Origin of the sequence: Burkholderia sp. WSM2232 (assembly GCF_000472545.1) — a bacterium.
Taxonomy (GTDB): domain Bacteria; phylum Pseudomonadota; class Gammaproteobacteria; order Burkholderiales; family Burkholderiaceae; genus Paraburkholderia.
In genome coordinates this window covers 368,248-393,981 of record NZ_AWZV01000004.1, presented here as the reverse complement: position 1 = coordinate 393,981, position 25,734 = coordinate 368,248, and the positions used below count along the sequence as shown (strand labels likewise).

29 protein-coding genes are annotated in these 25,734 nt (G+C 62.3%); 16 read left to right on the top strand and 13 right to left on the bottom strand.

Annotated features, from left to right (window positions below; translation table 11 throughout):
- Positions 1 to 59: 59 nt before the first annotated feature.
- From F757_RS0104015 to F757_RS0104005, 3 genes are all read right to left on the bottom strand, one after another.
- Positions 60 to 764 carry a glutathione S-transferase C-terminal domain-containing protein gene (locus F757_RS0104015; protein ID WP_027210276.1) on the bottom strand — a complete coding sequence of 235 codons (705 nt, stop codon included), beginning with the start codon at positions 762 to 764 and terminating at the stop codon, positions 60 to 62.
- A gap of 151 nt (positions 765 to 915) precedes the next feature.
- Positions 916 to 1,137, bottom strand: coding sequence for a hypothetical protein (locus tag F757_RS0104010; protein ID WP_027210275.1), 222 nt, complete (start codon positions 1,135 to 1,137; stop codon positions 916 to 918).
- Positions 1,138 to 1,292: 155 nt separating this feature from the next.
- Positions 1,293 to 1,484, bottom strand: coding sequence for a CsbD family protein (locus F757_RS0104005; RefSeq protein ID WP_013338578.1), 192 nt, complete (start codon positions 1,482 to 1,484; stop codon positions 1,293 to 1,295).
- Positions 1,485 to 1,687: 203 nt separating this feature from the next.
- On the opposite strand from F757_RS0104005, the gene F757_RS0104000 reads away from it, so the two are divergent.
- Both F757_RS0104000 and dcm read left to right on the top strand, forming a co-directional pair.
- Positions 1,688 to 2,014 (top strand): hypothetical protein, encoded by a 327-nt coding sequence (locus F757_RS0104000; RefSeq protein ID WP_027210274.1) that lies wholly within the window; start codon positions 1,688 to 1,690, stop codon positions 2,012 to 2,014.
- A gap of 288 nt (positions 2,015 to 2,302) precedes the next feature.
- Complete coding sequence (gene dcm, locus F757_RS0103995) at positions 2,303 to 3,589, top strand: DNA (cytosine-5-)-methyltransferase (RefSeq protein ID WP_027210273.1); 1,287 nt, start codon at positions 2,303 to 2,305, stop codon at positions 3,587 to 3,589.
- Positions 3,590 to 3,651: 62 nt separating this feature from the next.
- Here dcm and F757_RS0103990 read toward each other — a convergent pair whose 3' ends face one another.
- Positions 3,652 to 4,347, bottom strand: a complete 696-nt coding sequence (locus tag F757_RS0103990; protein WP_027210272.1) for an alpha/beta hydrolase — start codon at positions 4,345 to 4,347, stop codon at positions 3,652 to 3,654.
- A gap of 168 nt (positions 4,348 to 4,515) precedes the next feature.
- Positions 4,516 to 5,421, bottom strand: a complete 906-nt coding sequence (locus F757_RS0103985; protein WP_027210271.1) for a LysR substrate-binding domain-containing protein — start codon at positions 5,419 to 5,421, stop codon at positions 4,516 to 4,518.
- A 165-nt stretch (positions 5,422 to 5,586) separates the two neighbouring features.
- Between F757_RS0103985 and F757_RS0103980 the strand changes: the two genes are divergently transcribed.
- From F757_RS0103980 to F757_RS0103955, 6 genes are all read left to right on the top strand, one after another.
- On the top strand, positions 5,587 to 6,909 hold the full coding sequence (locus tag F757_RS0103980; protein WP_051376658.1) for a hypothetical protein: 1,323 nt from the start codon (positions 5,587 to 5,589) through the stop codon (positions 6,907 to 6,909).
- 62 nt (positions 6,910 to 6,971) lie between these two features.
- Positions 6,972 to 7,925, top strand: coding sequence for a glutamate/aspartate ABC transporter substrate-binding protein (locus F757_RS0103975; protein ID WP_027210269.1), 954 nt, complete (start codon positions 6,972 to 6,974; stop codon positions 7,923 to 7,925).
- Between the two features lie 67 nt (positions 7,926 to 7,992).
- Positions 7,993 to 8,730, top strand: a complete 738-nt coding sequence (locus F757_RS0103970; RefSeq protein ID WP_027210268.1) for an amino acid ABC transporter permease — start codon at positions 7,993 to 7,995, stop codon at positions 8,728 to 8,730.
- A gap of 5 nt (positions 8,731 to 8,735) precedes the next feature.
- Complete coding sequence (locus tag F757_RS0103965) at positions 8,736 to 9,413, top strand: ABC transporter permease subunit (RefSeq protein ID WP_027210267.1); 678 nt, start codon at positions 8,736 to 8,738, stop codon at positions 9,411 to 9,413.
- 40 nt (positions 9,414 to 9,453) lie between these two features.
- Positions 9,454 to 10,344: a LysR family transcriptional regulator gene (locus tag F757_RS0103960; RefSeq protein ID WP_027210266.1), complete on the top strand. Its 891-nt coding sequence runs from the start codon at positions 9,454 to 9,456 to the stop codon at positions 10,342 to 10,344.
- A 208-nt stretch (positions 10,345 to 10,552) separates the two neighbouring features.
- Positions 10,553 to 11,503 (top strand): LysR family transcriptional regulator, encoded by a 951-nt coding sequence (locus F757_RS0103955; RefSeq protein WP_027210265.1) that lies wholly within the window; start codon positions 10,553 to 10,555, stop codon positions 11,501 to 11,503.
- A gap of 64 nt (positions 11,504 to 11,567) precedes the next feature.
- Here the strand turns inward: F757_RS0103955 and F757_RS0103950 are convergent, their stop codons facing one another.
- The gene (locus F757_RS0103950; protein WP_027210264.1) at positions 11,568 to 12,179 is read right to left on the bottom strand and encodes a hypothetical protein; all 612 of its coding nucleotides are present in this window, start codon (positions 12,177 to 12,179) and stop codon (positions 11,568 to 11,570) included.
- A 421-nt stretch (positions 12,180 to 12,600) separates the two neighbouring features.
- Between F757_RS0103950 and F757_RS0103945 the strand changes: the two genes are divergently transcribed.
- The 5 genes from F757_RS0103945 (at position 12,601) to F757_RS0103925 (ending at position 16,381) form a co-directional block, all read left to right on the top strand.
- Positions 12,601 to 12,870 carry a hypothetical protein gene (locus F757_RS0103945; RefSeq protein ID WP_027210263.1) on the top strand — a complete coding sequence of 90 codons (270 nt, stop codon included), beginning with the start codon at positions 12,601 to 12,603 and terminating at the stop codon, positions 12,868 to 12,870.
- A gap of 48 nt (positions 12,871 to 12,918) precedes the next feature.
- Complete coding sequence (locus tag F757_RS0103940; protein WP_232221343.1) at positions 12,919 to 13,425, top strand: hypothetical protein; 507 nt, start codon at positions 12,919 to 12,921, stop codon at positions 13,423 to 13,425.
- A gap of 246 nt (positions 13,426 to 13,671) precedes the next feature.
- Positions 13,672 to 14,118, top strand: coding sequence for a very short patch repair endonuclease (locus F757_RS0103935; RefSeq protein ID WP_027210261.1), 447 nt, complete (start codon positions 13,672 to 13,674; stop codon positions 14,116 to 14,118).
- Positions 14,119 to 14,276: 158 nt separating this feature from the next.
- Positions 14,277 to 14,780 carry a YbhB/YbcL family Raf kinase inhibitor-like protein gene (locus F757_RS0103930; RefSeq protein WP_027210260.1) on the top strand — a complete coding sequence of 168 codons (504 nt, stop codon included), beginning with the start codon at positions 14,277 to 14,279 and terminating at the stop codon, positions 14,778 to 14,780.
- Between the two features lie 158 nt (positions 14,781 to 14,938).
- The gene (locus tag F757_RS0103925; RefSeq protein WP_084530707.1) at positions 14,939 to 16,381 is read left to right on the top strand and encodes an MFS transporter; all 1,443 of its coding nucleotides are present in this window, start codon (positions 14,939 to 14,941) and stop codon (positions 16,379 to 16,381) included.
- A 199-nt stretch (positions 16,382 to 16,580) separates the two neighbouring features.
- Here F757_RS0103925 and otsA read toward each other — a convergent pair whose 3' ends face one another.
- The 6 genes from otsA to F757_RS0103900 form a co-directional block, all read right to left on the bottom strand.
- Positions 16,581 to 18,008: an alpha,alpha-trehalose-phosphate synthase (UDP-forming) gene (otsA, locus tag F757_RS0103920; protein WP_027210258.1), complete on the bottom strand. Its 1,428-nt coding sequence runs from the start codon at positions 18,006 to 18,008 to the stop codon at positions 16,581 to 16,583.
- A 249-nt stretch (positions 18,009 to 18,257) separates the two neighbouring features.
- Positions 18,258 to 18,518: a hypothetical protein gene (locus tag F757_RS0103915; protein ID WP_027210257.1), complete on the bottom strand. Its 261-nt coding sequence runs from the start codon at positions 18,516 to 18,518 to the stop codon at positions 18,258 to 18,260.
- A gap of 155 nt (positions 18,519 to 18,673) precedes the next feature.
- A complete protein-coding gene (locus tag F757_RS36445) occupies positions 18,674 to 18,889 on the bottom strand; it encodes a hypothetical protein (protein WP_084530706.1) in 216 nt (71 codons plus the stop codon).
- 91 nt (positions 18,890 to 18,980) lie between these two features.
- On the bottom strand, positions 18,981 to 20,381 hold the full coding sequence (locus tag F757_RS0103910; RefSeq protein WP_013338558.1) for a sigma-54-dependent transcriptional regulator: 1,401 nt from the start codon (positions 20,379 to 20,381) through the stop codon (positions 18,981 to 18,983).
- A gap of 299 nt (positions 20,382 to 20,680) precedes the next feature.
- Positions 20,681 to 20,947, bottom strand: a complete 267-nt coding sequence (locus tag F757_RS0103905) for a hypothetical protein (RefSeq protein WP_027210256.1) — start codon at positions 20,945 to 20,947, stop codon at positions 20,681 to 20,683.
- 92 nt (positions 20,948 to 21,039) lie between these two features.
- Complete coding sequence (locus tag F757_RS0103900; protein WP_027210255.1) at positions 21,040 to 21,357, bottom strand: DUF883 family protein; 318 nt, start codon at positions 21,355 to 21,357, stop codon at positions 21,040 to 21,042.
- A gap of 311 nt (positions 21,358 to 21,668) precedes the next feature.
- On the opposite strand from F757_RS0103900, the gene F757_RS0103895 reads away from it, so the two are divergent.
- The 3 genes from F757_RS0103895 (at position 21,669) to F757_RS0103885 (ending at position 24,110) form a co-directional block, all read left to right on the top strand.
- Positions 21,669 to 22,727 carry a sigma-54 interaction domain-containing protein gene (locus F757_RS0103895; RefSeq protein ID WP_027210254.1) on the top strand — a complete coding sequence of 353 codons (1,059 nt, stop codon included), beginning with the start codon at positions 21,669 to 21,671 and terminating at the stop codon, positions 22,725 to 22,727.
- Positions 22,728 to 22,968: 241 nt separating this feature from the next.
- A complete protein-coding gene (locus F757_RS0103890; RefSeq protein WP_027210253.1) occupies positions 22,969 to 23,571 on the top strand; it encodes a hypothetical protein in 603 nt (200 codons plus the stop codon).
- On the top strand, positions 23,568 to 24,110 hold the full coding sequence (locus F757_RS0103885; RefSeq protein WP_027210252.1) for a hypothetical protein: 543 nt from the start codon (positions 23,568 to 23,570) through the stop codon (positions 24,108 to 24,110). Before F757_RS0103890 ends, F757_RS0103885 begins: the two co-directional genes overlap by 4 nt.
- 196 nt (positions 24,111 to 24,306) lie before the next feature.
- Here the strand turns inward: F757_RS0103885 and F757_RS0103880 are convergent, their stop codons facing one another.
- On the bottom strand, positions 24,307 to 25,653 hold the full coding sequence (locus F757_RS0103880) for an ABC transporter ATP-binding protein (RefSeq protein ID WP_013338552.1): 1,347 nt from the start codon (positions 25,651 to 25,653) through the stop codon (positions 24,307 to 24,309).
- Positions 25,654 to 25,734: the final 81 nt, after the last annotated feature.

Genomic DNA, 25,734 nt, shown 5'->3' with positions numbered 1-25,734 from the left:
CCATTACCGCTCCGCCAGGTTGCCGGCCAGCATGCCGCATCGCCACGCCGGGCTCGTCTCTACACCCGCTTCGGACTATCCAACCCTCGGACCACTGCCGGCCGCGCGACGAACGCCGCGAGCGCGCGCCTCACGTTCGGGAAGTCCTGGATACCGACGAGATCGCCCGCTTCGTAGAAGCCGACCAGATTGCGCACCCAGGGAAAAGTCGCGATATCGGCAATCGAGTACTGATCGCCAAGCATCCACTCGCGACCCTCCAGACGCTGCTCCAGCACACCGAGCAGCCGCTTCGATTCGGCGACGTAGCGATCCCGCGGGCGTTTGTCCTCATACTCCTTGCCCGCGAACTTGTGGAAGAAGCCGAGCTGGCCAAACATCGGGCCTATGCCGCCCATCTGGAACATCACCCACTGAATGGCTTCGTAGCGGCCGGAGGCGTCCTGGGGAATCAGTTGCCCAGTCTTGTCCGCCAGATAGATCAGGATCGCGCCGGATTCAAAGAGCGGCAACGGCTTGCCGTCAGGACCGTTGGGGTCGATGATCGCGGGAATCTTGTTGTTCGGGTTCAACGACATGAATTCCGGCGTCATCTGGTCGTTCGTGTCGAAGCGAACCAGGTGCGGCTCGTACGGCAAGCCGGTTTCTTCGAGCATGATCGACACTTTCACGCCGTTAGGCGTCGGCAGCGAATAAAGCTGAATGCGCTCAGGATGCGCGGCAGGCCATTTTTTCGTGATCGGGAAAACGGTCAGGTCTGTCATGGAATGGGGTAGCCCTGTGCGGTGGCGAAAAAACGCTATGGGGACGAACGGCGGCCGCCCGGCCGGGCTTCGTCACAATGCGGAGCGCCCAATATAAACCGACTCGGCTTAACGCGTGCGGCGGCGGGCAGCTCCGCGCATCAGCTCTGGCTCACCACAGGTCTTTGGTCGCGCTGCCCGCGCTCACGTCATAGCCCTCGCGCCACAACGCGGCGCCCACGGTCAGCAGTTGCGTCCGGTGTCCGGCGTCGAGCTGCTCCCACGCCGATGCCAGCCAGGCCGCGAAATTCGCACAGGTTTCCTCGAGGTCGACCGGCGCTTTGCCCTCCAGGTACTGTCGTTCGAACATCGAAAGCACTTTCTCCGGTGTCATTGGCACGCCTCCATGTTGAATGCATTCAGTCTAAAGGCGTCGCAGCCGGCGCGGCGCATCTGGAGCGCCAAAACCGGGTTACTCCCAGGCCGCAGCCCGCAGCAAAGGAAAAAAGGCGCCGGAGCGCCTTTTCATGGACAGGTAATGCAGCCGCATTACGGGTTGTTGCGCTTCGCTTCGTCCTTGGCATCTTCCTTCGCGTCGCCGTAGGACTGCTGCACCTTGCCCGCCCCCTGCTGGAGATCGCCCTTCAGTTCCTTGCCGGGGTTGTCGGTCGCCTTGCCCACGGCTTCGTTGATCTTCCCTTTTACCTGTTCGCCCACGCCTTTTACCTGGTCCTTGTTCATCGTTGACTCCGTCTGGAAGTAATGCCGACGCGACATTGCGCCAGTGACCCTCATCAAGCAACGGCCATGCCCGGCACTTCCTCCGACAAAAGGCGCGACGTTCTCCACGCACGCAGCCCTGTTGCATGCGCGCCACCGGAATTTTTTCACGCCAACCCTAAAGTTGCCCTCCAGCCTGCCGTAATAGCAGCCACGGAGGAGCCATGGACCACACACCCATCACCCTGTCTGCATCTTCGAAAACCGCTTTGATCGACGGCGACATTACGCATATCACGCGTGCGATGCGGCTGTCCTTGCAAGGCGATCTGGCCGGCCCCATCCTGTCGCCGACCTACTGGCGAGAACGTCTTTACAAGCTGCTCGACATTGGCAGCCTGACTCACCCGCAACTGTGCGCCGTAGACAGCCTTCTGCTGCAACTCGACCAGTTCGAGGCCGAGCCGCCGCTGCCTTGGGATGAACTCGCGCCCGCCACCGCGGCGCTTTTTCCGCCCACGCACCCAGCCAACGCCAGCCACCGCACCTGACGCGCGCCTCGGCTTCCTCTCGGCGCGCTGTGGGTCGCGCGCCTGGGCCGCGCACCGCCCTCGCCGGAATCTGTTGAAAAAATGGCCGCGAACTGCATCGCGGCCTCAACACGTCGCAACGCGGGGACTTCGCGTCACGCTGCTAGCGTACACATCCAACCATGACAAGCGCGTTTCGGCGGCCGCCTTTGCCCCGCGCCACATCGCGCCCCAAAATTCCTGGACAGGTGGTTATCGAACGGTCAAAATGTCCGCCAAAATTCCCAGCGCTCCCAGCGAAAAGGCAACATGACACGCGACATGACCCCGGCCACGAGGCACGATCTGCTCACACAGGCGTTGCAGGTCTATAGCCAGGCGGAAATCGCGGCACGCTGCGGAAAAAACGTTCGAACCATTCGCCGCTGGAAAAGCGATCAGAGTTGCCCGCGCATTGCGGAAGCCGCCTTGCGTGAGATGCTGCAAGCTCCTACGCGCAATCAACTCGCCAACGGCCAGCCTGATTTTCGTTTCATCGACCTCTTTGCCGGCATCGGCGGCATTCGGCGCGGCTTCGAAGCGCACGGCGGCCGCTGCGTCTTCACGAGCGAATGGAACGAGTTCTCGAAGAAAACCTACCAGCAGAATCACCGGGACGCGGACGACGCGCACCAGTTCGTGGGCGATATCGTGTCCTTCCCGGAACAGGCGGTTCCGCCTCACGACGTGCTGCTCGCCGGGTTTCCGTGTCAGCCGTTCAGCATTGCGGGCGTGAGCAAGAAAAATTCGCTCGGCCGCCCGCATGGTTTCGAATGTTCGACGCAGGGCACGCTGTTCTATGACGTTGCGCGCATCATCGACGCAAAGCGCCCCGCCGCGTTCCTGCTCGAGAACGTCAAGAACCTCATGTCTCACGACAAGGGCAATACGTTTCGCACGATTCTCGACGTGCTGCGCGACGAACTGAAATACGACGTTCACTACAAGGTGATCGACGGGCAGCATTTCACGCCCCAGCACCGCGAACGGATCGTGATTGTCGGCTTTCGCGAAGAAACCGGTTTTTCATTCGACGACCTCGAATTGCCAGCCAGCGGTCCGCGGCTTGCGTCGATCCTGCACAAGACCGATGGCAGCGAGCCGCTGTTGCCGCACGACGGCGAGCGTTTCTTCGACCCTGTGCGCCGCAGCGTCCAGCCGAAATACACGCTGACGCCGAACCTGTGGGCCTACCTGCAAGCTTATGCGGACAAGCATCGCGCGGCTGGAAACGGCTTTGGCTTCGGGCTGGTGACGCCGGCCAGCGTCACGCGAACGCTGTCGGCGCGTTACCACAAGGACGGCTCCGAAATCCTGCTGGCGCAAGGCAATGGCGAGCGGCCGCGGCGCCTCACGCCGCGCGAATGCGCACGCCTGATGGGCTTTCCCGACGACTTCGTGATTCCCGTGAGCGATACGCAGGCGTATCGACAGTTCGGCAACAGCGTGGTCGTGCCGGTCATGCGGGAAGTGGCCCGCATCATGGTTCCGCATATCAGGGCACTGCTCGCGCAAGACTTTCCGTCCCGGCAAGCACAAGCGCTGCTTCACGCTTAGTTATGCGCGCAACGCAGTCCGGTACGGCACCGATAGACGGCCGGGCTGCGCGGCGGCCACGCTCACCCGGCTGAACTGATCGCGGCTTCGTGAATCAGCGCCGCGACGTCGGCAGGCCGCGAGGCGAGCGACGCATGACTTGCCGGGAGCGTCACGATCTTCCTTGCGTTGAGCCGCGCGGACATCATTTTCTGGTTCTCGGGATGGATCATCCGGTCCTCGCTGGAAATCTGGTACCAGGAGGGCTTCTCGGCCCACGCGGGAGAAGTAATCTGGTCTCCGAACGTTCCGGCTAGCGGCGCCTTCTGCGTAACAGCCATCACGAGCGCTTCATCGGCAGCCACGTCCTGACAGAAGCTCTGACGGAATTTGTCCGGCTTGATCCAGAGGTAGCCGTCGCTGTCGGGTTCGAGATTCGCCGCCGCGTCCGGCAGCCGCTGCTGCGTGATGCCGCCGGGACTCTCGCCCTTATTCGGCGCGAACGCCGCGATATACACGAGGCCGACCACATGCGGATGATTGCCCGCCTGCGTGATCACCGCACCGCCGTACGAGTGCCCGACCAACAGAACCCGCCCACCGCACTGCGCGATCATCTTGCGGGTTCGTTCGACGTCATCCGCAAGCGACGTCAACGGCAATTCAACCGCGCGAATAGATTCATGACCTCGGCGCGCGAGCTCGACGATGACCTTGCTCCAATGGGCGGCTCCACCCCAAAAACCATGCACCAGCAAGATCGCAGGTTGATTGCTCATGACAGGACTCCTGATATTCGAATAGTAAGTGTTCTGCGCTGACGCGGAATCGACCGAATCCGCGGTGCGCGCAAGAAGCTTCAACCGCTGCCCTGAGAGACAGTGGTCGATACCATCATAGGTCCAAAAAAACGAAACGCAGAAAATGTTTAACGCGGCTGAGAAGCGCTAGGTAGAGAGGCTCATCGCGTTCAGATGCGAGCGCAGAATCTCGATGAAGTGCCGCGTTAATAGCGACGGTGCCGTGTGCGTGGGCATCGCCATTCGGACGGGCACGTCGATCGCCGGTTCGAGCGGCTTCACCAGTAACTGGCCGGCAAAGGTTTTCGCCACATACGGGTTGACGATTCCCACGCCATTGCCGGCGCTCACCAGCGCGCAAATCGTGATAGAGGAGGTGGTCTGGATCGCGAAGTCTGTCGGCATGGCGTGTGCGTCCAGCACTGCCTTGATCGCAATTGTCAGGTCGTCCATCTCGCCCAGAGAAAGCAGAGGCTCGTCGCGCAGCGCCTTCACGTGCACCGTGGGCTGTGCCTCGAGCCGATGGCCGAGCGGCAACACGCAGACGGCGGGCACTGTCTTGATGATCTCGGTCTGGAAGTCGAGTTCGTCTAGCTTGCCGGTGGTCAATATCAGATCGAAGAGTTCTTGCCGCAGCAGGTCAGTCAATTGCGGCGTCGCGGCTGTTTGCACGTTCAGATACGCCTGCGAGAAGCGCGTGCGAAATTTGCGGATGACCTGCGGCAACAGCCCGGTGCCTAGGGTCGGCGTACAACCAATGTGCAATGCGCCCGTGCCTGACCTGCGCAGGACCGAGACCACGGACTCTATGTTCTCCAGACCGTTGAAGTGCTTCTGTACTGTCTTGTACAGGAGTTGCCCCTCGCTGGTGGGCCGCAGCCTGCCTTGATGCATCTCGAACAGTATCAGCCCGGAGGAGCTTTGCAACTCGGCGAGGCGCCGGCTGATGGATGGCTGCGTCGTGTTGAGCGCTGCTGCTGCGGCGGTCGTCGTACCCATCTGCATGACGGCGCGAAATGCCTGGATCTGTTGAAAGTTCAGTGGCCGTGTCATGTAGAGAAAACCCGATCGACTCGTCGGGTGCGACTATACCAAAGCTGAATAGTCGTGGCGCAAAAATGAATTATCTGACATTGCCGGGCAGCGATATGCTTTGGCCATCGCTCGCGCGCCGACGCAGCACGGAGCTTTCGCTACTTTCCAATTGATCTGCCTACTATGACCGCTTCTTCACCCTGCACTATTGACCGCCCCCCTTCGCGGGCACTGTCCGTCAGACATCCCTGTCCGATCCGGCGACTCGGCACGGGTGAGCAGCATCATTTTTTCGGCTACTACAACAAGACCGCATGGGACCGCAGCGGGCGCTATGTGCTCGGCCACCAGGTCGCGATGATGGATGCGCCTCTCACCCCAGAGTTGTCAGCAAAGGTGGGATATTTTGACGATCAGGATGGCGAATCATTTTGCGCAATCGACACCACCACCGCCTGGAACTGGCAAATGGGCTGCCAGTTGCAGTGGCTCGAGGGCGCGTCCGGCCGCACGCTGATCTACAACACACGCACCGGCGATCCGCGGGCGCGTTATCCGGGATTCGGCGCGATCGTCTTCGATCTCGACAGCGGCAGAAAAACGGCGCTCCCCATGCCGGTCTATGTGTGCGCGCCCAATAGCCGCTACGCTCTTTGCGTCGATTACAGGCGGCTCTATATCACGCACGAAACAATCGGCTACAGCGAGCAAGGCGCCCCGTTCGCGCTGCCACTCGCGCCGGCGGACGACGGCATACATCGCATGGATCTGGCAACAGGGGAAACCGCATTGATCGTGAGTTACGACGATTTACGCCGCTTCCACTACGTTGCGTCGATGGAGCACGCCATTCACTGGGTGAGTCACATCGAGATAAATCCCTCGTCGTCGCGCGTGCTGTTGCTGCACCGCTGGACGGAACGCACTGCCGACGAAACCTGTTTCCTGCATCGGCTCATCACGATGAATCCGGATGGCTCGGACATGCGCCTGCTCGAATGCTCGGACCATCCGCTGCCGCAATTGGCGGCCGATTTCGATCCTTGCGCGGTAGGCACCTTCGACTACGAGAAGTCCGAGTACCAGATCTCACATCCGCTCTGGCAGGACGACTCGCACATCGTGGTATGGAGCCCTCACGCGGGCAGCATCCACTATCACCTGTATGAAGACCGCGAGGGCGGCCGTGTGCACGTGATCGGTCGCGATGTACTGACCGAAAACGGACACATGAGCTTCTCCCCCGTCGACAAGCGCTGGCTTCTATCCGATACCTATCCCGACTCGAAGACGAATACGCGCATTCTGTTTCTGTACGACATGCATGAAGGCAGGCGCTACGAGATCGGCGAATTCTATGCACCGCCGGATCTGAAAAAGGAAAACCGCTGCGATCTGCATCCGCGCTGGAAACCCGACGGCAGCGCCGTTTGCATCGATTCCGTTCATGAAGGCGCACGGCAGATGTACGTGATCGACGTTTCGCAGATTACGAGCGGGCACTGAATACCGCGCAGGCAGAAGTTCGACGCGCGGATCCAGCCATCGCGCTTTTTCGGGAGTCCCAAATGCACATCATGAAGACGATCATCAAACAACCGCATCCTGTGTGCGTTCCGGCACGCAGCCGCGTCACGATCGCTGCCGCTCTCGTGGCATTGAATGCCCTCAACGACGCGAGCGCGGCCGAGCCCGAACTGACGGGCACGCTGCTGAAGGTCAGCAAGGAACAGGTAATTACGATCGGCTATCGCGATGCATCGGTTCCCTTCTCTTACTACGATGCGGACCAGAAACCGATTGGCTACTCGATCGACGTCGCGCATCTGATTATCGAGCGCATCAAGACCGAACTGAAGCTTCCCGAGCTCAAGGTTCGCACTATTCCGATCACCTCGCAGAACCGTATCTCGCTGCTACAGAACAACACCATCGACTTCGAATGCACGAGCACGACGAACAACGCAGAGCGTGCGCAACAGGTGTCGTTTTCAAACAGCTTCTTCACGATCGACACGCGTCTGTTAGTGAACAGAAAGTCTGGCATCAAGGACTTCGCCGATCTTAAACAAAAAACGGTGGTGGTCGGCGCGGGGACGACTTCGGAAAAGATCTTGCGCAAGATGAACGTCGAGAAGTCGATGGGTATGGACATCATCAGCGCAAAAGACCACACCGAATCGTTCCTCATGCTGTCCACGGGCCGCGCCAAAGCGATGATGATGGACGACGCGTTGCTTGCAGGGGAACGCGCAAAAGCGCGCAATCCCGACGATTACCGAATCGTCGGCACACCGCAGACGCATGAGGCGTACGGCTGCATGCTGCGCAGAAACGACGCACCGATGAAAGCGATCATGGACGCCGCGATCGCCCACGCCCAGAAGTCCGGTCTTGCGGCGAAGCTGTATCAACGCTGGTTCCAGCAGCCCATTCCGCCGAAGCGCGTCAACCTGGACTTGCCGCTCTCTCCGCACATGCAGACCCTGTTTGCGAATCCCAATGACAAGCCGACGTCCTGAGCTGCATCGAACAATTGTGACGACATGCATCAACCCCGCACCGACGTGCGCAGGCTAGAGGGGTCTTATGGATTACAGATGGCACTGGGGCGTGCTGTTGCAGCCGGTTGCTACCGGCGAAGCCGCCACCTACTTCGACTGGCTGCTGTCGGGCCTCGTCAATACCGTCGAACTGACATTGCTGGCGTTCTCCCTCGCGCTCACGATAGGCACCATATTCGGCGTCATGCGGACCTTGCCGAGCGGCGCCGCCAGAGCACTGAGCGCTGCCTATGTGTCGATGTTTCGCGGCGTACCGCTCATCGTGCAGTTCTTTATCTGGTTCTTCGTCGTGCCGGAACTGCTGCCGATCCGTGCCGGCGATTGGCTCAAGAGCCTGCCTTCGCATGCGCAGTTTCTGATTGTGTCGGTGGTTTCGCTCGGGGTGTACACCGGTTCGCGGATTTGCGAGCAAGTACGGGCCGGCATTCTGGCTCGCCCCGTGGGGCAGTTCCATGCGGCGTTCGCACTGGGACTCACACGTGCACAGGCTTATCGTCATGTGTTGCTGCCGGTCACGTTTCGCACGATATTGGGTCCGCTCACATCCGAGTTCCTGATCATTTCCAAGAACTCGGCAGTGGCGTCCACCATCGGTTTGCTCGAACTGTCGGGCGAGGCGCGGCAACTGGTCGACTACACCGCGCAGCCGTACGAGTCGTTCATCTGCGTGACGCTCGCTTATGTGGGACTGAACTTCGCAATTCTGCGCGGCATGCGCTGGGTTCGCCGGCGCACCGCGCTGCCCGGAACGATTGGGAGCTGATATTCATGTTCGAAATGGACTGGCGGGCGCTCATCGACTCGAGAGACGTCCTGCTTTCAGGCATGAGAATCACCTTGCAGATCACCGTTGTCGCGATTCTCGCGGGCCTTGCCTGGGGCACGGTGCTGGCGGTTTTCAGTTTGTCCACGCATCGTGCGCTGCGCATTTTTTCGCAAGCTTATGTGTCGCTGTTCCGGTCAATCCCGCTCGTCATGCTGCTCTTGTGGTTTTTTCTGATCGTGCCGCAGTTGCTGAGGGCGCTCTTCGGTCTTCCTTCAACCGTGGACTTGCGGCTCGTTTCTGCACTGACAGCGTATTCGTTAGTCGAGGCAGCGTTCTTCTGCGAAATCATTCGCGCGGGCATTGCCAGTCTGCCGCGCGGACAACTTCAGGCCGGACACGCACTGGGCATGACAGCGCGCCAGACCATGCGCTATGTGATTCTGCCGCAGGCGTTTCGCGCGATGGTGCCGCTCGCCCTCACGCAATGCATCGTGATCTTCCAGGACACGTCGCTTGTTTATGTCATCGCGCTCGGCGATTTCTTCCGGCGTGTAACCGCGATCGGCGAGCGCGACGGCACGATCGTGCCCATGCTGCTCGTCGCCGGCGCGGCTTACTGGGCGATCACGACCGTGCTGATCGCGATCACCCAAAGCGTGCGAACGAGACTGGCAAAATGATTGCACCGAAAGGCGGTTCTCTTCACCTGCAGTACACCAGATGACGATCAGTGCAAGCCACGATACACAACTGCGCATGTTCGTCGCGGTGGCAAAGTGCCATTCGCTGCGCGCGGCGGCTGACGCGGTCGGCATCACGCAGCCAGCGTTGAGCCGCCATATTCAGTCACTCGAACTCAAGCTGGGCCACGCCCTCTTCAGGCGGCATGGACGTGGCATGCAGCTCACGTCCGACGGCGAAGCGCTATTCCGGACGGTGGAACCGCTCTTCGATGCACTCGACGAGTCCGTCTCTCATGCCACAGCGCACGGCCCCGGCTGGGGACTTTCACTGCGCATTGCCACTGTGCAGACGCTGATCGGCCATTTCATTCCCAACTTCAGCGAGGAGCTACTGCGAATCTATCCGCAGACGCGGCTCTCACTGCAATGCGACAGTTCGAGTCATGTCGTCGAGATGGTTCTACGCGGCATGGCTGACCTCGGTCTGACTTATTCGACGGATCTCAGCACGATCGACCTGCAAAGCGTGGAGCTTCACGAAGAACGCCTCGCGCTCTACCATAGCGCCGCAATGGATATGAGCCGCGACGCACTGTCGCGCCTCTCGGAACTTAAGCTGATTCTTCCGCCGCGTCATTTCGGAGTGCGACGCTATGTGGAGCGGGTGCTGGGCTGTGCGATACAACCGTCAATCGAATGCGACTCGCTGGAGCTCTCATTGCGAATGGCGTCGATTAGCCGCGCCATTGCATTGTTGCCTGAACACGTTCCCGATGATTTAATAGCCAGCTGCAACCTGAACCGCATAATTCTCGCGGACATTCCCCCGCGGCGGCTCGTCGCCTTCTGGCGCGTTCAAAGCCGCAGACCTGTGGTGCTGGACACCGCCATTGATATCGTCACGCGGACTCGCCCCGCCAAACAATAACAACACGTTAATTCAGAGTTATTTGTGGGACCGTGGCACCGCTTTTCGGGCCCGCTCATAATTGCACGGCATTGCGCAGCAATCCATGCATGTTTCGAGAGCCTCTTGAGCCGGTAGACAACTCAAAGAACGTCGGCAAAAAAAACCGACCGGGTCGTCGAAGGGCTTTGACGAGCAGCTACGCAACCATTTGATCGGTGAGGACACGATGAAGAATCATCAACTTCGCGCGCTCGTCGCCATTGCCGACGCCGGCAGCGTTCGCGGCGCAGCCCGCGCCTTGGGACTGTCGCCTTCCGCGATTACCCAGGCGCTGAAAGATCTCGAACACTATGTCAACGCGCCTTTGCTGCAACGCGCATCGTCGGGGGCGACGTTGACAGAATGCGGCAACACGCTTCTAACGCATGCGAGACTTATCGTGTCGCAAGTCGAGCGTGCTCATGGCGCGTTGAACGAGATGCGAGGCGAGCCGTGCGGCAAGCTCTCGGTCGCGATCACGCCGTGGATAGCCTTATGTTTTCTTCCGGAAATCTTCCTCCAGTTCCGTGAGCGCATGCCGAGGGTACAACTCGAAATGTTCGAAGGGCTCATGTCCATCGCCTATCCGCGCTTGCGTGATGGAAGCGTGGAAGTGTTCGTCGGCCCGCAGGCTTCCGATCCGGTCAACACCGAATTCAGTTTCCGCCCCCTGTTCTCCTGCGGGCTCACGGTCGTTGCACGGCGCGGGCATCCACTCGCGCAGTCGCGCTCTCTCGCAGATCTGCTGGACGCCGACTGGCTGGTGTGCCTGGACTCGGACATGGAGTGCCGCCTTTCGAAGAAAATGTTCTATCGCAATGGCTTGCCCGAACCGCGCAACATTCACTTCACACATTCTTTGACGGTAGCTGCATCGGTATTGCAAAGGACCGATGCAGTCAGCATTTTCCCGTGGCCTTTGGCAGAACTTTGTGTGTCCCGTTTCAAATTCTGCGCGTTCCCGCTGAGGGAAGAACTCGAGGACACATCCATCGGCATTGTGTCGCGCAACGGACACCCTCAAAGTCCGGCAGCGCATTGCCTGATCGACATACTGCTGGAAACTATCCGCCACAGCGACAAGGCGGGCAGCGTGGAGGCAAAGCGGGTTCTGCAATCGACGGAGTTACTGTTCTAACTCGCCCGAGATTGCGACGCCGGCGGCTCCAGGCCCTGCCCTTCGTGCCGGCGCATCGCAACGGTCAGCGCACCGGCTGGCCGTCGCGCGTAATCAGCACCGCCGTTTCCGCGCGGTACCGTGCGTGCACACTGTCGCCCACGGCGATCCTGTCGAGCGATATGTTCGGTGCTATCTGCAACAGCACGCTTCGCTCAGGGCCGCGCAACAGGACCTGGCGGTTCTTGCGATCGAGGCTCTGTACGGTCGCGACCACGTCGACGTTGCGCAGCTTGACCGACATGCCGTGCGCGAGCGGCGTCGCCGCTTCTTCCTCGACCCGGGAGCGAACACCCTTTGCCTCGACCTTCTCGGCCGACAGCAACAGCGCGCCCTTATATTCAACGTGAATTTCGTCCCCCACTTTGAGGCGCCTCACATCGGCCACCTCGGGATCGACCTCGATCACCACTGTCTCGCCGCGCGAACCCTCAACCGTGATGCGGCTAGTCTGTGTGTCGACACGGACGATCCGGCTCGTGAGACGGGCGATCACTTCTGCCCCCGGCGCGCCGGTCGATGCCGCAGCGGGCATATGCGCCTGCTGCGCGTGGCTCGCCGAAGGTTGGCCCAACAGTAAGGCCGCAGCAAACGCGAGGTTCAGCATGGTGGGTGAGCGCATTGTGAGTGCACGCATATCTTGCTCCGTGTTCGTGATGAGTAGGTGTGGCGGACAAGCCGGGCAATAGCCCCGCGCTTTTGTCACTCGTCGCCTCGTGACTGTCAGCCGCGAACGTATCGCGAGCACCTGCAGCTTGGGAAGAAGCGCAACCGTGAACGCGTTAATCGTCTTCGAACAGTAATGCCATGCGCATGGGAGGCGAGGTCCGTCACATGCGCGCAAGACATGCAGCACGTTCGCGTTGGCAGGCCATACCCGCTGTTCAGCTTTGGTTTACGCGTACGCGATTTCTGCTCTTTCCGCTTCTCGATGCTTGCACTACCTTTCCAGCACGTTACAGCGAGCGACGACCCCGAGCCGCCACTTATCAAGGTCTGAGTGGTGGACTTTCGCGGCCGCCTGGTGCGGCCGCCTTTTTTTTCAGGCAGGAGTATTCATGAAGAAGATCGTTTCCGCTTTGCTGTTCTGCATGTTCAGCGCAGCATCCGCATGCTGGGCGCAGACCGGAGCCGACAGGACGTCGCCGGGCACGAACGATCAGATCGTCCAGATGCATGAGCGGATTTCCGCGGCCAATCGTGTCTATGACACGAAAGTAGCCGCTGCTAAACGCGTCTATTTGCGGCAGAAGGCTGCCGCGAAGAAAGAGCGCGACGCCGCGGTTGCGGCCGCACGCGACGGCGTGCCATCGGCCGCAACGCAGTAAGTAGTCGGCGTGACGGGCCTCGAACAACGAGCTTCCGGCGCGGATGTAATGACGATCCACCACTGTCAAACTGGAATAGGAGAGACGTCGAACATGAGACAGGACAGCACGGCACGGGCGTCGTCGCGTGACAGGCAGACAGGCGCTGCGGCACGCAGCCCGATTGCTTCGCATACCAAAGCGAAGGATAACCGTCACGCACACAGTAAAGATACAAGACAGAACGAGACGGCAAAGCAACGAAGACTGAACGCGTCGCAGCTCGACGCCGTCATGACGCCCGGTGTCCGTTATACCTGCGTCGCGCTGGCGAAGCAGTTGAACAGCAGTGCGCGGCAGATCAAGGCTTCGCTGAGCCAGCTTGTCGACGCGGGAACCGTCCGCCATGTGCAGGAAGCTCGCATCGGCATCTACTGGGTGCCGACTCACGCAGAAAAGCGGAATTTCGAAGAGAAGCGCATGGCACGCAGACAGCTCCTTCGCCACACGCTTGAAGGATATGACGCGGATCTGCACCGACTACAAAGCCTCTGTATGCTGGTGCGCCGGTCCTGACGGGCACCCTCGCTGCGGTTGCAAACGCGCGCAAAGCACACGATTTGCGTAAACTGCTGGCAGTTGCCGGCGTGAGCCGGCTTGCCTGCGCGCGCTTTGCCCTGAATGCCGACAACGCCCGAAGTGGCGTGCTTCATGCTCCCGCGCACGGCGTCGCTGCTTACCGAGGAGCCCCAGCATGAGTCGACGCACGTCCCCTCCCCGCACACGGGAGCGCACCGGCTGCACGAGTTCGCGAAGCTAGCCATGGTCGATATCGTCGACAGTGCGACTCGCAGCCGCATGATGTCCGGCATCCGGGGCCGCAATACGAAGCCTGAAGTGCTGATCCGCAGTCTGCTGCATCGGCAGGGCTTTCGTTTCCGGCTCGATGCGCGCGACCTTCCGGGACGCCCAGACATCGTGCTGCCCCGCTACCGCGCGGTCGTGCTGGTGCACGGCTGCTTCTGGCATGGCCACGACTGCCGACTTTTCAAATGGCCGCAAACGCGTCCCGAGTTCTGGCGCGACAAGATCGGCCGCAACCGTGCCAACGACGACAAGGTGCGCGCCGCGCTTCTCGCGGCTGGCTGGCGCGTCGGCGTGGTATGGGAATGCGCTTTGCGGGGTGCCGATCGCGACATCGAAGGCGTGCTGACGCGGCTCGTGCAATGGTTAAAGAGCGACGCGCCGGACTTCGAGGAGCGTGGCTGAAAGCCGCGCGAAGCGCACCCATTGCGAGCTAACCGAAAGCCCGCGGTGATAAACTCGATTGGCTGATCCGAAGCGGCGAAAGCGCGCCGGGCATGATGAAGGCGCCGCCTCGACCGCCTGCTTCGGCCGTCAAAACCCGTCAAGAAGGGAGGCACACAATGGCTGATTTCCGTCTCTGGTCCGACGATTTCCCGAACAACGGCTTCATGCCGAAAGCGCACGAATACCACGACAAGGCCTTCGGGGTCGATGGCGAGAACATCTCGCCCACACTGCAATGGGAAGGCGCGCCTGCCGACACGCAGAGCTTCGCGCTCACCGTACACGATCCCGACGCGCCCACCGGCAGCGGCTTCTGGCATTGGGTCGTGGTGAACATTCCGGCCGACGCGCGTTCGTTGCCGCGCAACGCCGGCAAAGCCGACGGCTCGCTGCTGCCGCAAGGCGCATTGCAGGTGCGCAACGATTACGGCACGGTGGGATTCGGCGGTGCGGCGCCGCCGCGCGGCGACAGAACGCACCGCTACATCTTCCGTCTGCATGCGTTGAAAGTCCCGCATCTGCCGATTACCGCAGAAACGACCAATGCAGTCGCTCGTTTCATGACCCATATGAACGAAATTGACTCGACCACGCATATCGGTCTCTACGAACTCAAATAACGGCAGGTCCAAGGTGCCGCGTCGCAGGCTCATCTGGCGAACGGCGCGGCATCCGGGGGCACTCCGCGCGACGCGATCGCGACCGGCAGGCAGGCAGGCAGGCATGATCGCGGCTCGCTGCCCGCCCGGGGCACCGCTCACGGTAACTCAAATAATCGATGCACGCACAACCATCCGGCAACGGCGGGACCATACCGCCGGACGCAGAGCAGAGCCTCGCACCCGACAGCGCGCCGGCCGCCGGTTGCGAACACGGCCTGCCGACCCCGCAACGCTATGGGGCGATGCTCGTCATCGCGCTTGGCCTCACGCTCGCGGTGCTCGACAGCGCCATCGCCAATGTCGCGCTGCCCACCATCGCGCGCAATTTGCAGGCGAGCGCGGCCGGCTCGGTCTGGGTCGTCAACGCGTATCAACTGGCCATCACCATTTCGCTGCTGCCGCTCTCGTCGCTTGGCGATCGCATCGGCTACCGCCGCATCTATCTTGCCGGGCTGATTCTCTTCACGCTGGCCTCGTTCGGCTGTGCGCTGTCCACTTCGCTGCCCACGCTCGCGATTGCCCGGGTCGTACAGGGCTTCGGCGCAGCGGGCGTGATGAGCGTGAACACCGCGCTCGTGCGCATGATCTATCCGCCGGCACAACTCGGGCGCGGTGTATCCATCAACGCGATGGTGGTGGCGGTGGCGTCGGCCGTCGGTCCCACGGTGGCCTCGGGCGTGCTCGCCGTGGCCCCGTGGCCGTGGCTCTTCGCGATCAATGTGCCGATCGGCATCGCGGCGATTGTCGGCGGCTTCAAGGCATTGCCGATGAACCAGGGCCACGAATCCCCATACGACCTGTTAAGCGCGGTAATGAACGCGCTGGTGTTCGGTCTGCTGATCTTCGCCGTCGACGGACTCGGCCACGGCGAGCGGCTTGGCTATGTCGTGGTGGAACTGATCGGCGCAGTGGTGATCGGCTATTTCTTCGTGCGCCGACAATTGAGCCGCCCCGCGCCCCTGCTGCCCATCGACCTGCTGAGGATTCCCATCTTCGCCCTGTCGATCGGCACGTCGGTGTGTTCGTTCTGCGCGCAGATGCTGGCGTTCGTGTCGCTGCCTTTCATGCTGCAGGACACACTGGGATTTTCACAGGTCGACACCGGCCTCTTGATGACGCCGTGGCCCGCGATCATCATTCTCGCCGCGCCGATTGCCGGCGTGCTGTCCGATAAAGTGTCGGCCGGCTGGCTGGGCGGCGTGGGGCTCGCCGCGCTGACGCTCGGGCTGCTGCTGCTCGCCACGCTCGGCGCGCATCCCGACGCATCGCAGATCGCCTGGCGCATGGCGTTGTGCGGGGCGGGCTTCGGCATCTTCCAGTCGCCGAACAATCGCACGATGCTCTCGTCCGCGCCTCGCGAACGAAGCGGCGGCGCGAGCGGCATGCTGGGCACCGCGCGCCTGACCGGCCAGACCCTCGGCGCGGCGCTCGTCGCCCTGATCTTCGGCATTGCGCCGCACAGCGGGCCGATTGTCGCGCTCTACGTCGCGGCGGGCTTTTCCGCGCTGGCGGCGGTGGTCAGCACGCTGCGCGTCATGCAGCGACCGCGCCCGGCGTGAGCTTCGCAAAACCCGACGCGGCGGCCTGCCAGCGAGCCGCCATGCCCACCCAAATGCAAAGGGCGCGCATCCTGCGATGCACGCCCCTTGCACATTTCGCGCCCTTCGCGCATGTTGCCGCGATGGTGCTTTCCTGCCTCGCTGCGACGTGACCAGCTCGCGCGGCTTTGCAGGAACCGCGCAACCGCCCGGAGACGACCTACGACGACGCCGTCACGTCAGCGAGCTTTACCGCTTTAGCCGCCACCGAAGAGGCCGTCGCGACGTTGCGCAGATCGGCGAGGAACGTATCGCGCCACACCGACAGGTTGTTCTCGCGCATCGGCGTCATCATGTCCGCGTGACGCGCCTGGCGCTCGGCAAGCGGCATGGAAAGCGCGCGTTCGAGCGCCTCGGCCATCTGCGAGAGATCGAACGGATTGACGACCAGCGCGCCCGGCAATTGCTCGGCCGCGCCCGCGAACTGCGAGAGCACGAGCACGCCCGGGTCGGCCGGGTCCTGCGAGGCCACATACTCCTTGGCAACGAGATTCATGCCGTCGCGCAGCGGCGTCACATAACCGACCTGCGACTGGCGGAACAGCGCCATCAGCAGATTGCGCTCGTATTTGCGGTTCAGATACTGGATCGGCGTCCAGTCGAGCTGGGCGAAGCGGCCATTGATGCGGCCGGCTTCGCCTTCCAGCGTCTGACGAATCCTTTGGTACGTCTGCACGTCGGAGCGCGTAGGCGGTGCAATCTGCACCAGCGACACGCGTCCGTGCCATCCCGGCGCATTCAGCAGCAGACGTTCGAATGCCTGGAAGCGCTCCACCAGTCCCTTCGAATAATCCAGCCGATCCACGCTCATGATCAGCTTGCGGCCGCGCATGCCGTCGCGCAGGCTGCGCACCGGCTTGCGGTCGGTGAACTGCTCGGCGGCCTTCGCGATCGCGTCGGGATAGATACCGATCGGATACGCGCCCACCTTCAGGAAGCGGTTATACGCGTGAACCATGCCGTCTTCGCTCGACGTGCCGTGATTTCCCCGCTCGATGAAATCGACAAACGACTGGCGGTCCGCCTCTGTCTGAAAGCCGATCACGTCGTAACTGCACATCGCCTTCACGAGTTCTTCGTGCGGCGGAATGGTGCGCAGCACTTCGGGAACCGGAAACGGAATATGCAGGAAAAAGCCGATCGGATTCTTCACGCCCAGCTCGCGCAGGCAGCGTGCGAACGGCAGCAGGTGATAGTCGTGAACCCAGATGATGTCATCGGGCCTCAGCAGTTCCTTGAGCTGCTTCGCAAGCGTCGCGTTGACGCGCTGATAGCCCGCGTATTCCTGCCGGTCGTAGCGCGAGAGGTCGTTGCGGTAGTGGAACGTCGGCCACAGCGTCGCATTCGAAAAACCGCGGTAATACTGGTCGTAGTCGCGCTTCGTGAGACCGACGGTCGCATAGGTCACGTTGCCCTGCTTCTCGATCACCGGCGCCGACGGCTCGCTCACCGTCTCCCCGCTCCAGCCGAACCAGACCCCGCCGGTTTCCTTCAACGCGTCCAGCACGCCGATCGCCAGGCCACCCGCTGCGGGCCGGCCTTCCTGGGTCGGCGCGACACGATTCGATACCACGATCAGTCTGCTCATTGGTGCTCCACCTAGTTCAATTATTTCGTTGCATACGGACATGTCCCGGGGACGGTTCATGCAAGCACCGTGCCTCTTTTTCGCGCACGCGAAATAAAAATGTATGCAAATGTGACGAACGAGCGAAAAGCCGCTGCTCATGAGCGGCGCAAAAAATTTTCTTCTGGTTTTACGGCAGAAACGCGCAGATGTCTTCGGTGCACCACATGTCTGCTGCGTGTCCGCTACATTTCTGCCGCAGAAAGCGCCTCACGCGTCCTGCTCGGAGCCGAGGTCGCGCTGATAGTCGAGGCCTTCCTGGCGCACGCCGCCCTGGTTGTACTCCCCGTCGGGCGGCGCATCAGGCGCCACGCGGTTCTGAGCGGACGGGTCGTGGTGCGGCTCAGGCGAAGCCGGTACGGGGTCCGCGCCGTTGTCGGGCGCGGAAGAAACCGGCGGACCATTCTTGCTGGGGGGACGGCCGTCGCGCTTCGAATGGCGCGCTGAGCGCCGCAGCGCTGGATGTCTCATGATGGATGCCTCCGGACAAAGCCGCGCGCCGCCGGGCACGGCGGCATCAACAACAGATAGGAGCGACGACGGTAGCGTGCCGGTAAATCATGCGTCGCAGTTGTAACATGTACACAAATTCGTTGCTCGAGGCGAGCGGGCCGCCCGCCGGGGAGTCACCCGCGCAGAGAGATTGGCGGACGCCGACTGGCCTGCGGAGTTTGCGTGGGCTGCGGCGGGGGATCGCCGATGGGCGGCTCGACCGGCTCGATGGGCTGAGGACTCGGGTCAGGCACCGTGTCGGGCTCGCCCGGTGTGGGCGGCTCGATCGGCTCCGGGCGGTGGGCGTGCTTCCAGGGTGACGACGCGGGAGCGGCAGCGTAATGCGGCATGTCAGTGGTCCTCGCTATGCGTTTCCTTTCGGATCAGCAAGCGCTGTGCCGTTTGCAGCCGCGCTCCCGGCCGAAAGACGGCGCGTTGACGCTATGCGTCCGCGCCGCCCAGAGCACGCGATTCGTCGGCGGAATCGCTTTCTTCGCGCGCGTCGTTGCCGTATTCCACGAGACGGTTGTACAACGTCTTCAGGCTGATGCCGAGAATTTCCGCGGCGCGCGTCTTCACGCCGCCGCATTGCTCGAGCGTCGCAAGAATCAGTTGACGGTCGGCTTCGGCGAGCGAGGTGCCGAACGGAATCGTGATCGCCGTGCCCGCCGCGGGCTTCGACAACGTGATCTGCAACGGCACCGTCGCGGTGCTGTCCGAGTCGCCGCCCGACATGATGTGCGCGCGCTGCACGTAGTTCTTCAGTTCGCGCACGTTACCCGGCCACGGATACGACAGCAGCATCTCCTTCACCGCGGGCGGAAAGTGCTTTTTCGTGCCGTGCCGCTCGTTGAGTTCGTCGAGGAACGCCTGCGCAAGCAGTTCCACGTCCTTGCCGCGGTCGCGCAGCGGCGGCAGGCTGATCGGAAACACATTCAGCCGATGGTACAGGTCCAGACGCAGCTTGCCTTCCAGCACCGCCTGCTCCGGGTCGCGATTGGTCGCGGCAATAAGGCGCACGTCGGTTTCGATTTCCTTCGTGGTACCCACCCGCATGAACATGCCGGTTTCCAGCACGCGCAACAGCTTGACCTGCAACTCGATCGGCATTTCGGTGATTTCGTCGAGGAACAGCGTGCCGCCGTTCGCGCGCTCGAAATAGCCTTTGTGCTGCCGGTCCGCGCCCGTGAACGATCCACGTTCGTGGCCGAACATTTCAGACTCGATCAGGTTCGGCGAGATTGCGCCGCAGTTCACGGCGAGAAACGCGTGCTTGCGACGCAGGCTCAGCTCGTGCAGCGTCTGGGCGGCCACTTCCTTGCCGGTGCCCGATTCGCCGACCAGCATCACCGAGGCCGCCGTCGGCGCGACGCGGCCAATCTGGTCGTACACCTCCTGCATGGCCGGCGAATTGCCGAGCATCAGACCGAAGCGGCCCATGCGGCGCAACTCGCCGCGCAAGGTGCCGATCTCGGCCTTCAGGTCGCCGGCGCGCGGCAGGCGCGAAAGAATCGCCTTCACGCGCTGCATGTTGATCGGCTTCACCAGATAGTCGGTGGCGCCCATCTTCAGCGCATTCACCGCCGATTCGACGGTGGCGTGGCCGGTAATGACGATCACTTCCACGCCGGAGCGCGGATCGAGATCTTCGAACAGCTCGACCCCGCTGCCGTCGGGCAGCTTCAGGTCGGTAAAGACAACATCCGGCACCTGCCGGACCAGTTGAATGCGCGCTTCGCGCAGATCGCCCGCGGTGGCGGTGGTCAGACCGTCTTCCCCAATGATGGCGGAAAGCGCCTCGCGGGTACTTGCGTCGTCATCGACAATCAGTACATGTGGCATCGCGTCTCGAAAGCCTGCAAGCGTGGGAGGAACAGCATGCGGCGCGCATGCTGGAAACGGCGACGACCTCGCGCGGGAGCCGGCGTCCACATCTCAAAAGTGAGCGTACGCCAACTTCAATCCAGCGCTTGGTCACCTATTTCATTCAATATTGCAACAATACACGCAAAAATCGCGACGTGATCGGCACTATTGTTGTGTATTTACCTATTATAAGGCTTTATCGAGACAATTTAACAGTCCCGACAATACGCCGCGGGCCCAAGGGGCTGGCGGCGGCGTGATGTCGAAAGCTGCCTTCAGCTGCTATGCGGAAACGGCCAGGCGTCCGGGTGCGCCGAGCCATTCGGTCCGTGAGCGCCCGGACCGGTGTTAGCCGGCAAGCTCTTGCCTGCCTGCGCCGACGACGCCGATGGCGTGACCACGGCGCCGCCCTCGTCTTCCCAGCGGTTCAACTCGCGAGCCGGCGCCGGCTGGGCAGCGCGGCTGCGCTGCACGTAGCGCACCGCCAGATAGCCACCGAGCGCCATCAGCGCACCGAAAATGCCAATTTTGGGTCGAGCCATCATGAACTCCTTGTGTTCGTTAATCGCAGAGAAGAAAAGCACCGCGCCGTCGGCCGGACACAGCCGGTGCCGGGACGGCGAGGCCGAGGCGCTCAGCGCGCGGTCAGCACGCCCAGCACGAAGCCGACGCCCGCTGCGATGGCGACCGAACTCCATGGGTTCTGTCGCACATAGCGTTCCGTGTTGACGGTCGCGTAGCGATAGCGGCGCTGCGCGTTGTCCTGCGCGTCGCCCAGCGCGGATTGCAGCGTCTCCACATGGCTGCCGAGCTTCTGGCGCAAAGCGCCGACGCCCTCGCCGGGCACATTGGCGGCGAGCCGCAGCATTTCCTCCGAGTCCTTCAGCAGCACGCGCAGATCCTCGACGATCTTCTGGCCGCCGAGTGCAAGCTGTTGCGTCGTGTCAGTCATCTTTTCCCTCCTCGTCCAGTTTCAGTGCTCGCGTGAGCGGGCCGCGCAAATGAATGGCCCAGCGCACGCGTGTCGCGGGCCAGATGCAAGGCATGTGCCCGGTAAGTCTGGGCGGCGCCTGTGCGCTGCGGCCGTTGTCCGGGCAGTTTCGACCGACTTTTGCCGGCGCTTCTGTCTTTGCTGTCACATAGATTGCAGGAAGCGCCGTCGAAGTGGTTAAATCGACCTTTGTGAGATAGAACTTCTGCTGTCTCGTTCCAGAGGCCTGAGCGCCGCAACAACATACTCTTTCGGACAGGACTTCCCCGTTTATGGCGTCAATCGATCTGGACTCGCCCACTGTGTCCGCCGGCGGCAGCGCTTCCGCCCAGGCGAAGCAGCGCGTCGCGGACGGCATCGCGGGACTGAAATCGTACGGCCTGCTGTACGGCTCGTCGCCGGTCATGCTCGATCTGTACGAGCAGATCGAGCGGGTCGCGAGCACCGATGCAACCGCGCTGATCATCGGCGAATCGGGCACCGGCAAGGAGCTGATTGCCCGCACGATTCACGATCAAAGCAGCCGCAGGGAGGCGCCCTTCGTCGCCGTGAACTGCGGCGCGATTCCCGACGAACTGATCGAGGCCGAACTGTTCGGCCACGAGAAAGGCAGCTTCACCGGCGCGGTTCAAGGGCGCGTCGGCTACTTCGAACATGCGAACGGCGGCACGCTGTTTCTCGACGAAGTCACGGAAATGGCGCCCGTGCGTCAGGTCAAGCTGTTGCGCGCGCTCGAGACCGGCACGTTCTACCGCGTGGGCGGCAACGAACTGATCAGCGGCAACGTGCGCGTGATTGCCGCGACCAATCGCGACCCCGCCGTCGCGGTCAAGGAAAACGGTCTACGCGAAGACCTGATGTACCGGCTCGCGGTTTTTCCGTTGCGCGCACCGCCTCTGCGCGAACGCGAGAACGACCGCGAACTGCTCGCACAGCACTTTCTCGCGCAGCTCAACCAGCAGGAAGGCACCAACAAGACGTTCAGCAAACGCTCGATCGAAACGTTGCGCACCTGGTCGTGGCCAGGCAACGTGCGCGAGTTGAAAAACGCCGTGTATCGCGCGTTCATCCTGGCGGAAAAGACGGTCGAACTGCCGCATCCGCATCTCGCGTCGAAGGTCAAACGGCCCGTCACGCAGGGCGACGCCATGAGCGTGTGGATCGGCACGCCGCTCGCCGACGCGCAGAAACAGATCATTCTCGGCACGCTGAAGTACTGCGGCGGCGACAAACGGCGCGCGGCGAAAGCGCTGGGCGTAAGCCTGAAAACGCTCTACAACCGCTTGAGCGCATACGGCGACGAAGGTACGGAAGAAGATTCCGAACAGTAGGCGCGGGACTGCAGAACCTTCCTCTTCAAACAGTTCGCACCACCAATCAAACCGGTCGAGAAGCCGAGCAGAAACCGGTTTGACGCGCACCATCTTTTGCAATTGCTTGCACTTTGCCTCTGCCATTTACAAAACGCATCCTGCAAAATGCAGCAGCCCATTTTTAGCGATGGGAGAACATGCCGCTGGTTCGTGCTGCCTTTGCGCGAACCCCGGCACTTCGCAAGAGCAGAGACAGGCAATGCAAAAGAAACTGGTGTGCGGCGAGTGGCTGAGACCGCGCTGCGAACCCCGCTTTGGACACGCGGCCGCAGGCGCGCGCCGTCAGGCAACGACGGTCGCCGCATTGGCGCTAGTGCTCGCGTCGGCGCTTTCAGGCTGTAGCTCCTTCTACTCGGAAGGCGCCACTGCCGGGGCTGGTATCGCGGGTGCAGCGCTCGCGGCCAAAGTCACGAGCAATGCGGCGGTTGCAACCGGCATTGGTCTCGGCGCCGTCGCGGCGGCGCGAGCCGGCGTTCAGTACTCGGAGCGGGTAGTCCACAGGAACACGCAGGACGGCATAGCGAAAATCGCCGGACCGCTCGAAGTCGGCGCGATTGCCCCGTGGAGCGTTACGCATTCCATGCCGATCGAAGACGACGAACACGGCCGCGTCACGGTCAGCCGCACGATCAGCGCGGGCGCGCTCGACTGCAAGGAAATCGTCTTCTCGGTCGACCGCATCGCGACCCAAAACGTGCCCGCAAGCAGCGCTTTTTATGTCGCGTCAATTTGCCGCGACGGCGACACGTGGAAGTGGGCGTCGGCCGAACCCGCCACGGAACGCTGGGGTGCCTTGCAATGACGGCGCGTGCGCTCGCGGTGGCAAGGCCGCTGCATCGCGTGAGCCTGACGGCGCTCGCCGGCGCGCTGTGTATCAGCGCGAGTCTTCTGACCAGCGGTTGCTCGTCGATTGGCGCGGCAAGCGGCGCGGCCGCCGGTGTCGCGTCGGGGCTCGTCACGTCGAATCCGGCGGTGGGCATCGGCGTCGGTATCGCCGTGCAAGCTGCTACGGACGAGGCCGTGGGCCGTTACATGCGCAGCATGCACACCGACCAGCAGAATCTTATCGCGGCACTGGCCGGCGCAATGCCGGTCGGCGAAACGCGGCCGTGGTCGGTCAAGCATACGCTGCCTATCGAGAACGGCCACGGCCTGGTACGCGTGACCCGTGCGTTCGGCTCGGCGCTCGCGCTGTGCAAGGAATTCGTGTTCTCCGTGCAGGACGGCGACGGCCCGAACGCGCACGAAGACTGGTACACCGCAAGCGCGTGTCAGCAGGACAAACGCTGGAAATGGGCGTCGGCAGAACCGGCGGTGGAGCGCTGGGGCAATCTGCAATAAGCCGGCGACGGGGCGCAGCGGCCGATGCCGGAATCAGGCGGTAGTCGAGCAGTACGCAACGACAGTCGCGCGGCAATGAAACGGTAGTCAGGCGGGGGCAAGCAGGTGCTCGCGCGGCCCAAGCGAAAAAACGGCAGGGTCTCCCCTGCCGTTCTGCGTTAACCAGGCGTTGAACGCTTGCTTACGTGCACGGCGCTTACGACTCCACGTCTTCGAGGCTGAAGATTTCCGTCTGGTCGTTATACGAGAAAATTTCTCCGTAGCGGCCCCAGTTGATGACCGCGTCGAGCGTTTCTTCCGCGGCGCTGTCGGACAGAAAATCCTCCAGCTCCTGCTCGAAGCGCACGCGCGGCGCGCGGTGCCCCGGGCGCTCGTTCAGCACCTTCTTGATTCGCGCGGCGAGCGGCACGTGACGCAGCAGATGCTCGGCGAACATCATCTTGCGCTCCTGCGTGCCGAACTCGGCGAACACGCGCGCGGGCGGCGTGAGGAAAATATCGCCTTCGCGCACGTCCGCGAAACCGAGGTGCTGAAGCACTTCCGCCACGGGAAACAGATCGTCCACTTCCAGGTGCAGCGAACGGGCGATTTCCGGCATGTCCGCGCGGCCGTGATACGGCGCGGCGGCGAGCGTCTCGATCAGACCGGCCATCAGGTTGGTCGACACATGCGGCAGCCAGCTGTGCAGTTCGAGCCCTTTCCTCGTTTTCTCGTCGGTCTGACGCGCGGTCATCTTTGCGTAGATTTCATCGACCAGACGCCGGAACGCCGGGTCCAGACGATTGCGCGGATGCTTGAACGGTACCTTGATTTCCGCGATCACACGGCCCGGATTCGACGACAACACCAGAATCCGGTCGCACATGAACACCGCTTCCTCGATGTTGTGGGTGACGATCAGCACCGCCTTGATCGGCATGCGGCCCTGCGTCCACAGGTCCAGCAGGTCGGTACGCAGCGTTTCGGCGGTCAGCACGTCGAGCGCGGAGAACGGTTCGTCCATCAGCAGCAGCGTGGGATCGACCACCAGCGCGCGCGCAAAGCCGACGCGCTGGCGCATGCCGCCCGACAGCTCGCGCGGATAGGCGTTCTCGAAGCCGTCCAGACCGATCAGGTCGATCGCGGCGAGCGCGCGTTCGCGCCGCTCGCGCGCGGCTACGCCTTGCGCCTCGAGCCCCGCTTCCACGTTTTGCAGCACGGTCAGCCACGGGAACAGCGCGAACGTCTGAAACACCATCGCGACGCCCTTGGCGGGACCGTCGAGCGGCTTGCCCATGTACGTCACTTCGCCGTCGGTCGGCTCGATCAGGCCGGCAATGATGCGCAGCAGCGTCGACTTGCCCGAGCCCGACCGCCCGAGCAGCCCTACTATCTCGCCTTCGCGCAGCGACAGGTTCGCGTCGTCGAGAACCAGCAGTTCGCCCTGCGACTTGTTGAAACCGCGGCACACGTCCTTGACGCGCAGTATTTCTTCGCCGAGGCGCGGCGGCTTCGGCGGCGTCTGGATCGGCGCGGCGGTCATGGCTGCTTTAGGATTTTGCATCGCGTTATGCCTTCAATTCTCAGGAAAACGCCGGGCCGCCCGGTCTTCTGCTCACGCGGGGTCCGGCGCAAAACGGCACGG

What these genes read in the sequence shown, in the direction of transcription:
- F757_RS0104000 (WP_027210274.1), top strand. Translation starts at nt 1,688, where the DNA reads ATGGACCACACACCCATCACCCTGTCTGCATCTTCGAAAACCGCTTTG.
- otsA (WP_027210258.1), bottom strand. Translation starts at nt 18,008, where the DNA reads ATGAGCAGACTGATCGTGGTATCGAATCGTGTCGCGCCGACCCAGGAA.
- F757_RS0103940 (WP_232221343.1), top strand. Translation starts at nt 12,919, where the DNA reads ATGACGATCCACCACTGTCAAACTGGAATAGGAGAGACGTCGAACATG.
- F757_RS0103945 (WP_027210263.1), top strand. Translation starts at nt 12,601, where the DNA reads ATGAAGAAGATCGTTTCCGCTTTGCTGTTCTGCATGTTCAGCGCAGCA.
- F757_RS0103980 (WP_051376658.1), top strand. Translation starts at nt 5,587, where the DNA reads ATGACCGCTTCTTCACCCTGCACTATTGACCGCCCCCCTTCGCGGGCA.
- F757_RS0103950 (WP_027210264.1), bottom strand. Translation starts at nt 12,179, where the DNA reads ATGCGTGCACTCACAATGCGCTCACCCACCATGCTGAACCTCGCGTTT.
- F757_RS0103895 (WP_027210254.1), top strand. Translation starts at nt 21,669, where the DNA reads ATGGCGTCAATCGATCTGGACTCGCCCACTGTGTCCGCCGGCGGCAGC.
- F757_RS0103890 (WP_027210253.1), top strand. Translation starts at nt 22,969, where the DNA reads ATGCAAAAGAAACTGGTGTGCGGCGAGTGGCTGAGACCGCGCTGCGAA.
- F757_RS0103985 (WP_027210271.1), bottom strand. Translation starts at nt 5,421, where the DNA reads ATGACACGGCCACTGAACTTTCAACAGATCCAGGCATTTCGCGCCGTC.
- F757_RS0103925 (WP_084530707.1), top strand. Translation starts at nt 14,939, where the DNA reads ATGCACGCACAACCATCCGGCAACGGCGGGACCATACCGCCGGACGCA.
- F757_RS36445 (WP_084530706.1), bottom strand. Translation starts at nt 18,889, where the DNA reads ATGCCGCATTACGCTGCCGCTCCCGCGTCGTCACCCTGGAAGCACGCC.
- F757_RS0103880 (WP_013338552.1), bottom strand. Translation starts at nt 25,653, where the DNA reads ATGCAAAATCCTAAAGCAGCCATGACCGCCGCGCCGATCCAGACGCCG.
- F757_RS0103960 (WP_027210266.1), top strand. Translation starts at nt 9,454, where the DNA reads ATGACGATCAGTGCAAGCCACGATACACAACTGCGCATGTTCGTCGCG.
- F757_RS0103885 (WP_027210252.1), top strand. Translation starts at nt 23,568, where the DNA reads ATGACGGCGCGTGCGCTCGCGGTGGCAAGGCCGCTGCATCGCGTGAGC.
- F757_RS0103990 (WP_027210272.1), bottom strand. Translation starts at nt 4,347, where the DNA reads ATGAGCAATCAACCTGCGATCTTGCTGGTGCATGGTTTTTGGGGTGGA.
- F757_RS0103930 (WP_027210260.1), top strand. Translation starts at nt 14,277, where the DNA reads ATGGCTGATTTCCGTCTCTGGTCCGACGATTTCCCGAACAACGGCTTC.
- F757_RS0103915 (WP_027210257.1), bottom strand. Translation starts at nt 18,518, where the DNA reads ATGAGACATCCAGCGCTGCGGCGCTCAGCGCGCCATTCGAAGCGCGAC.
- dcm (WP_027210273.1), top strand. Translation starts at nt 2,303, where the DNA reads ATGACACGCGACATGACCCCGGCCACGAGGCACGATCTGCTCACACAG.
- F757_RS0104005 (WP_013338578.1), bottom strand. Translation starts at nt 1,484, where the DNA reads ATGAACAAGGACCAGGTAAAAGGCGTGGGCGAACAGGTAAAAGGGAAG.
- F757_RS0103935 (WP_027210261.1), top strand. Translation starts at nt 13,672, where the DNA reads ATGGTCGATATCGTCGACAGTGCGACTCGCAGCCGCATGATGTCCGGC.
- F757_RS0103975 (WP_027210269.1), top strand. Translation starts at nt 6,972, where the DNA reads ATGCACATCATGAAGACGATCATCAAACAACCGCATCCTGTGTGCGTT.
- F757_RS0104015 (WP_027210276.1), bottom strand. Translation starts at nt 764, where the DNA reads ATGACAGACCTGACCGTTTTCCCGATCACGAAAAAATGGCCTGCCGCG.
- F757_RS0103970 (WP_027210268.1), top strand. Translation starts at nt 7,993, where the DNA reads ATGGATTACAGATGGCACTGGGGCGTGCTGTTGCAGCCGGTTGCTACC.
- F757_RS0103905 (WP_027210256.1), bottom strand. Translation starts at nt 20,947, where the DNA reads ATGGCTCGACCCAAAATTGGCATTTTCGGTGCGCTGATGGCGCTCGGT.
- F757_RS0103965 (WP_027210267.1), top strand. Translation starts at nt 8,736, where the DNA reads ATGTTCGAAATGGACTGGCGGGCGCTCATCGACTCGAGAGACGTCCTG.
- F757_RS0103900 (WP_027210255.1), bottom strand. Translation starts at nt 21,357, where the DNA reads ATGACTGACACGACGCAACAGCTTGCACTCGGCGGCCAGAAGATCGTC.
- F757_RS0104010 (WP_027210275.1), bottom strand. Translation starts at nt 1,137, where the DNA reads ATGACACCGGAGAAAGTGCTTTCGATGTTCGAACGACAGTACCTGGAG.
- F757_RS0103955 (WP_027210265.1), top strand. Translation starts at nt 10,553, where the DNA reads ATGAAGAATCATCAACTTCGCGCGCTCGTCGCCATTGCCGACGCCGGC.
- F757_RS0103910 (WP_013338558.1), bottom strand. Translation starts at nt 20,381, where the DNA reads ATGCCACATGTACTGATTGTCGATGACGACGCAAGTACCCGCGAGGCG.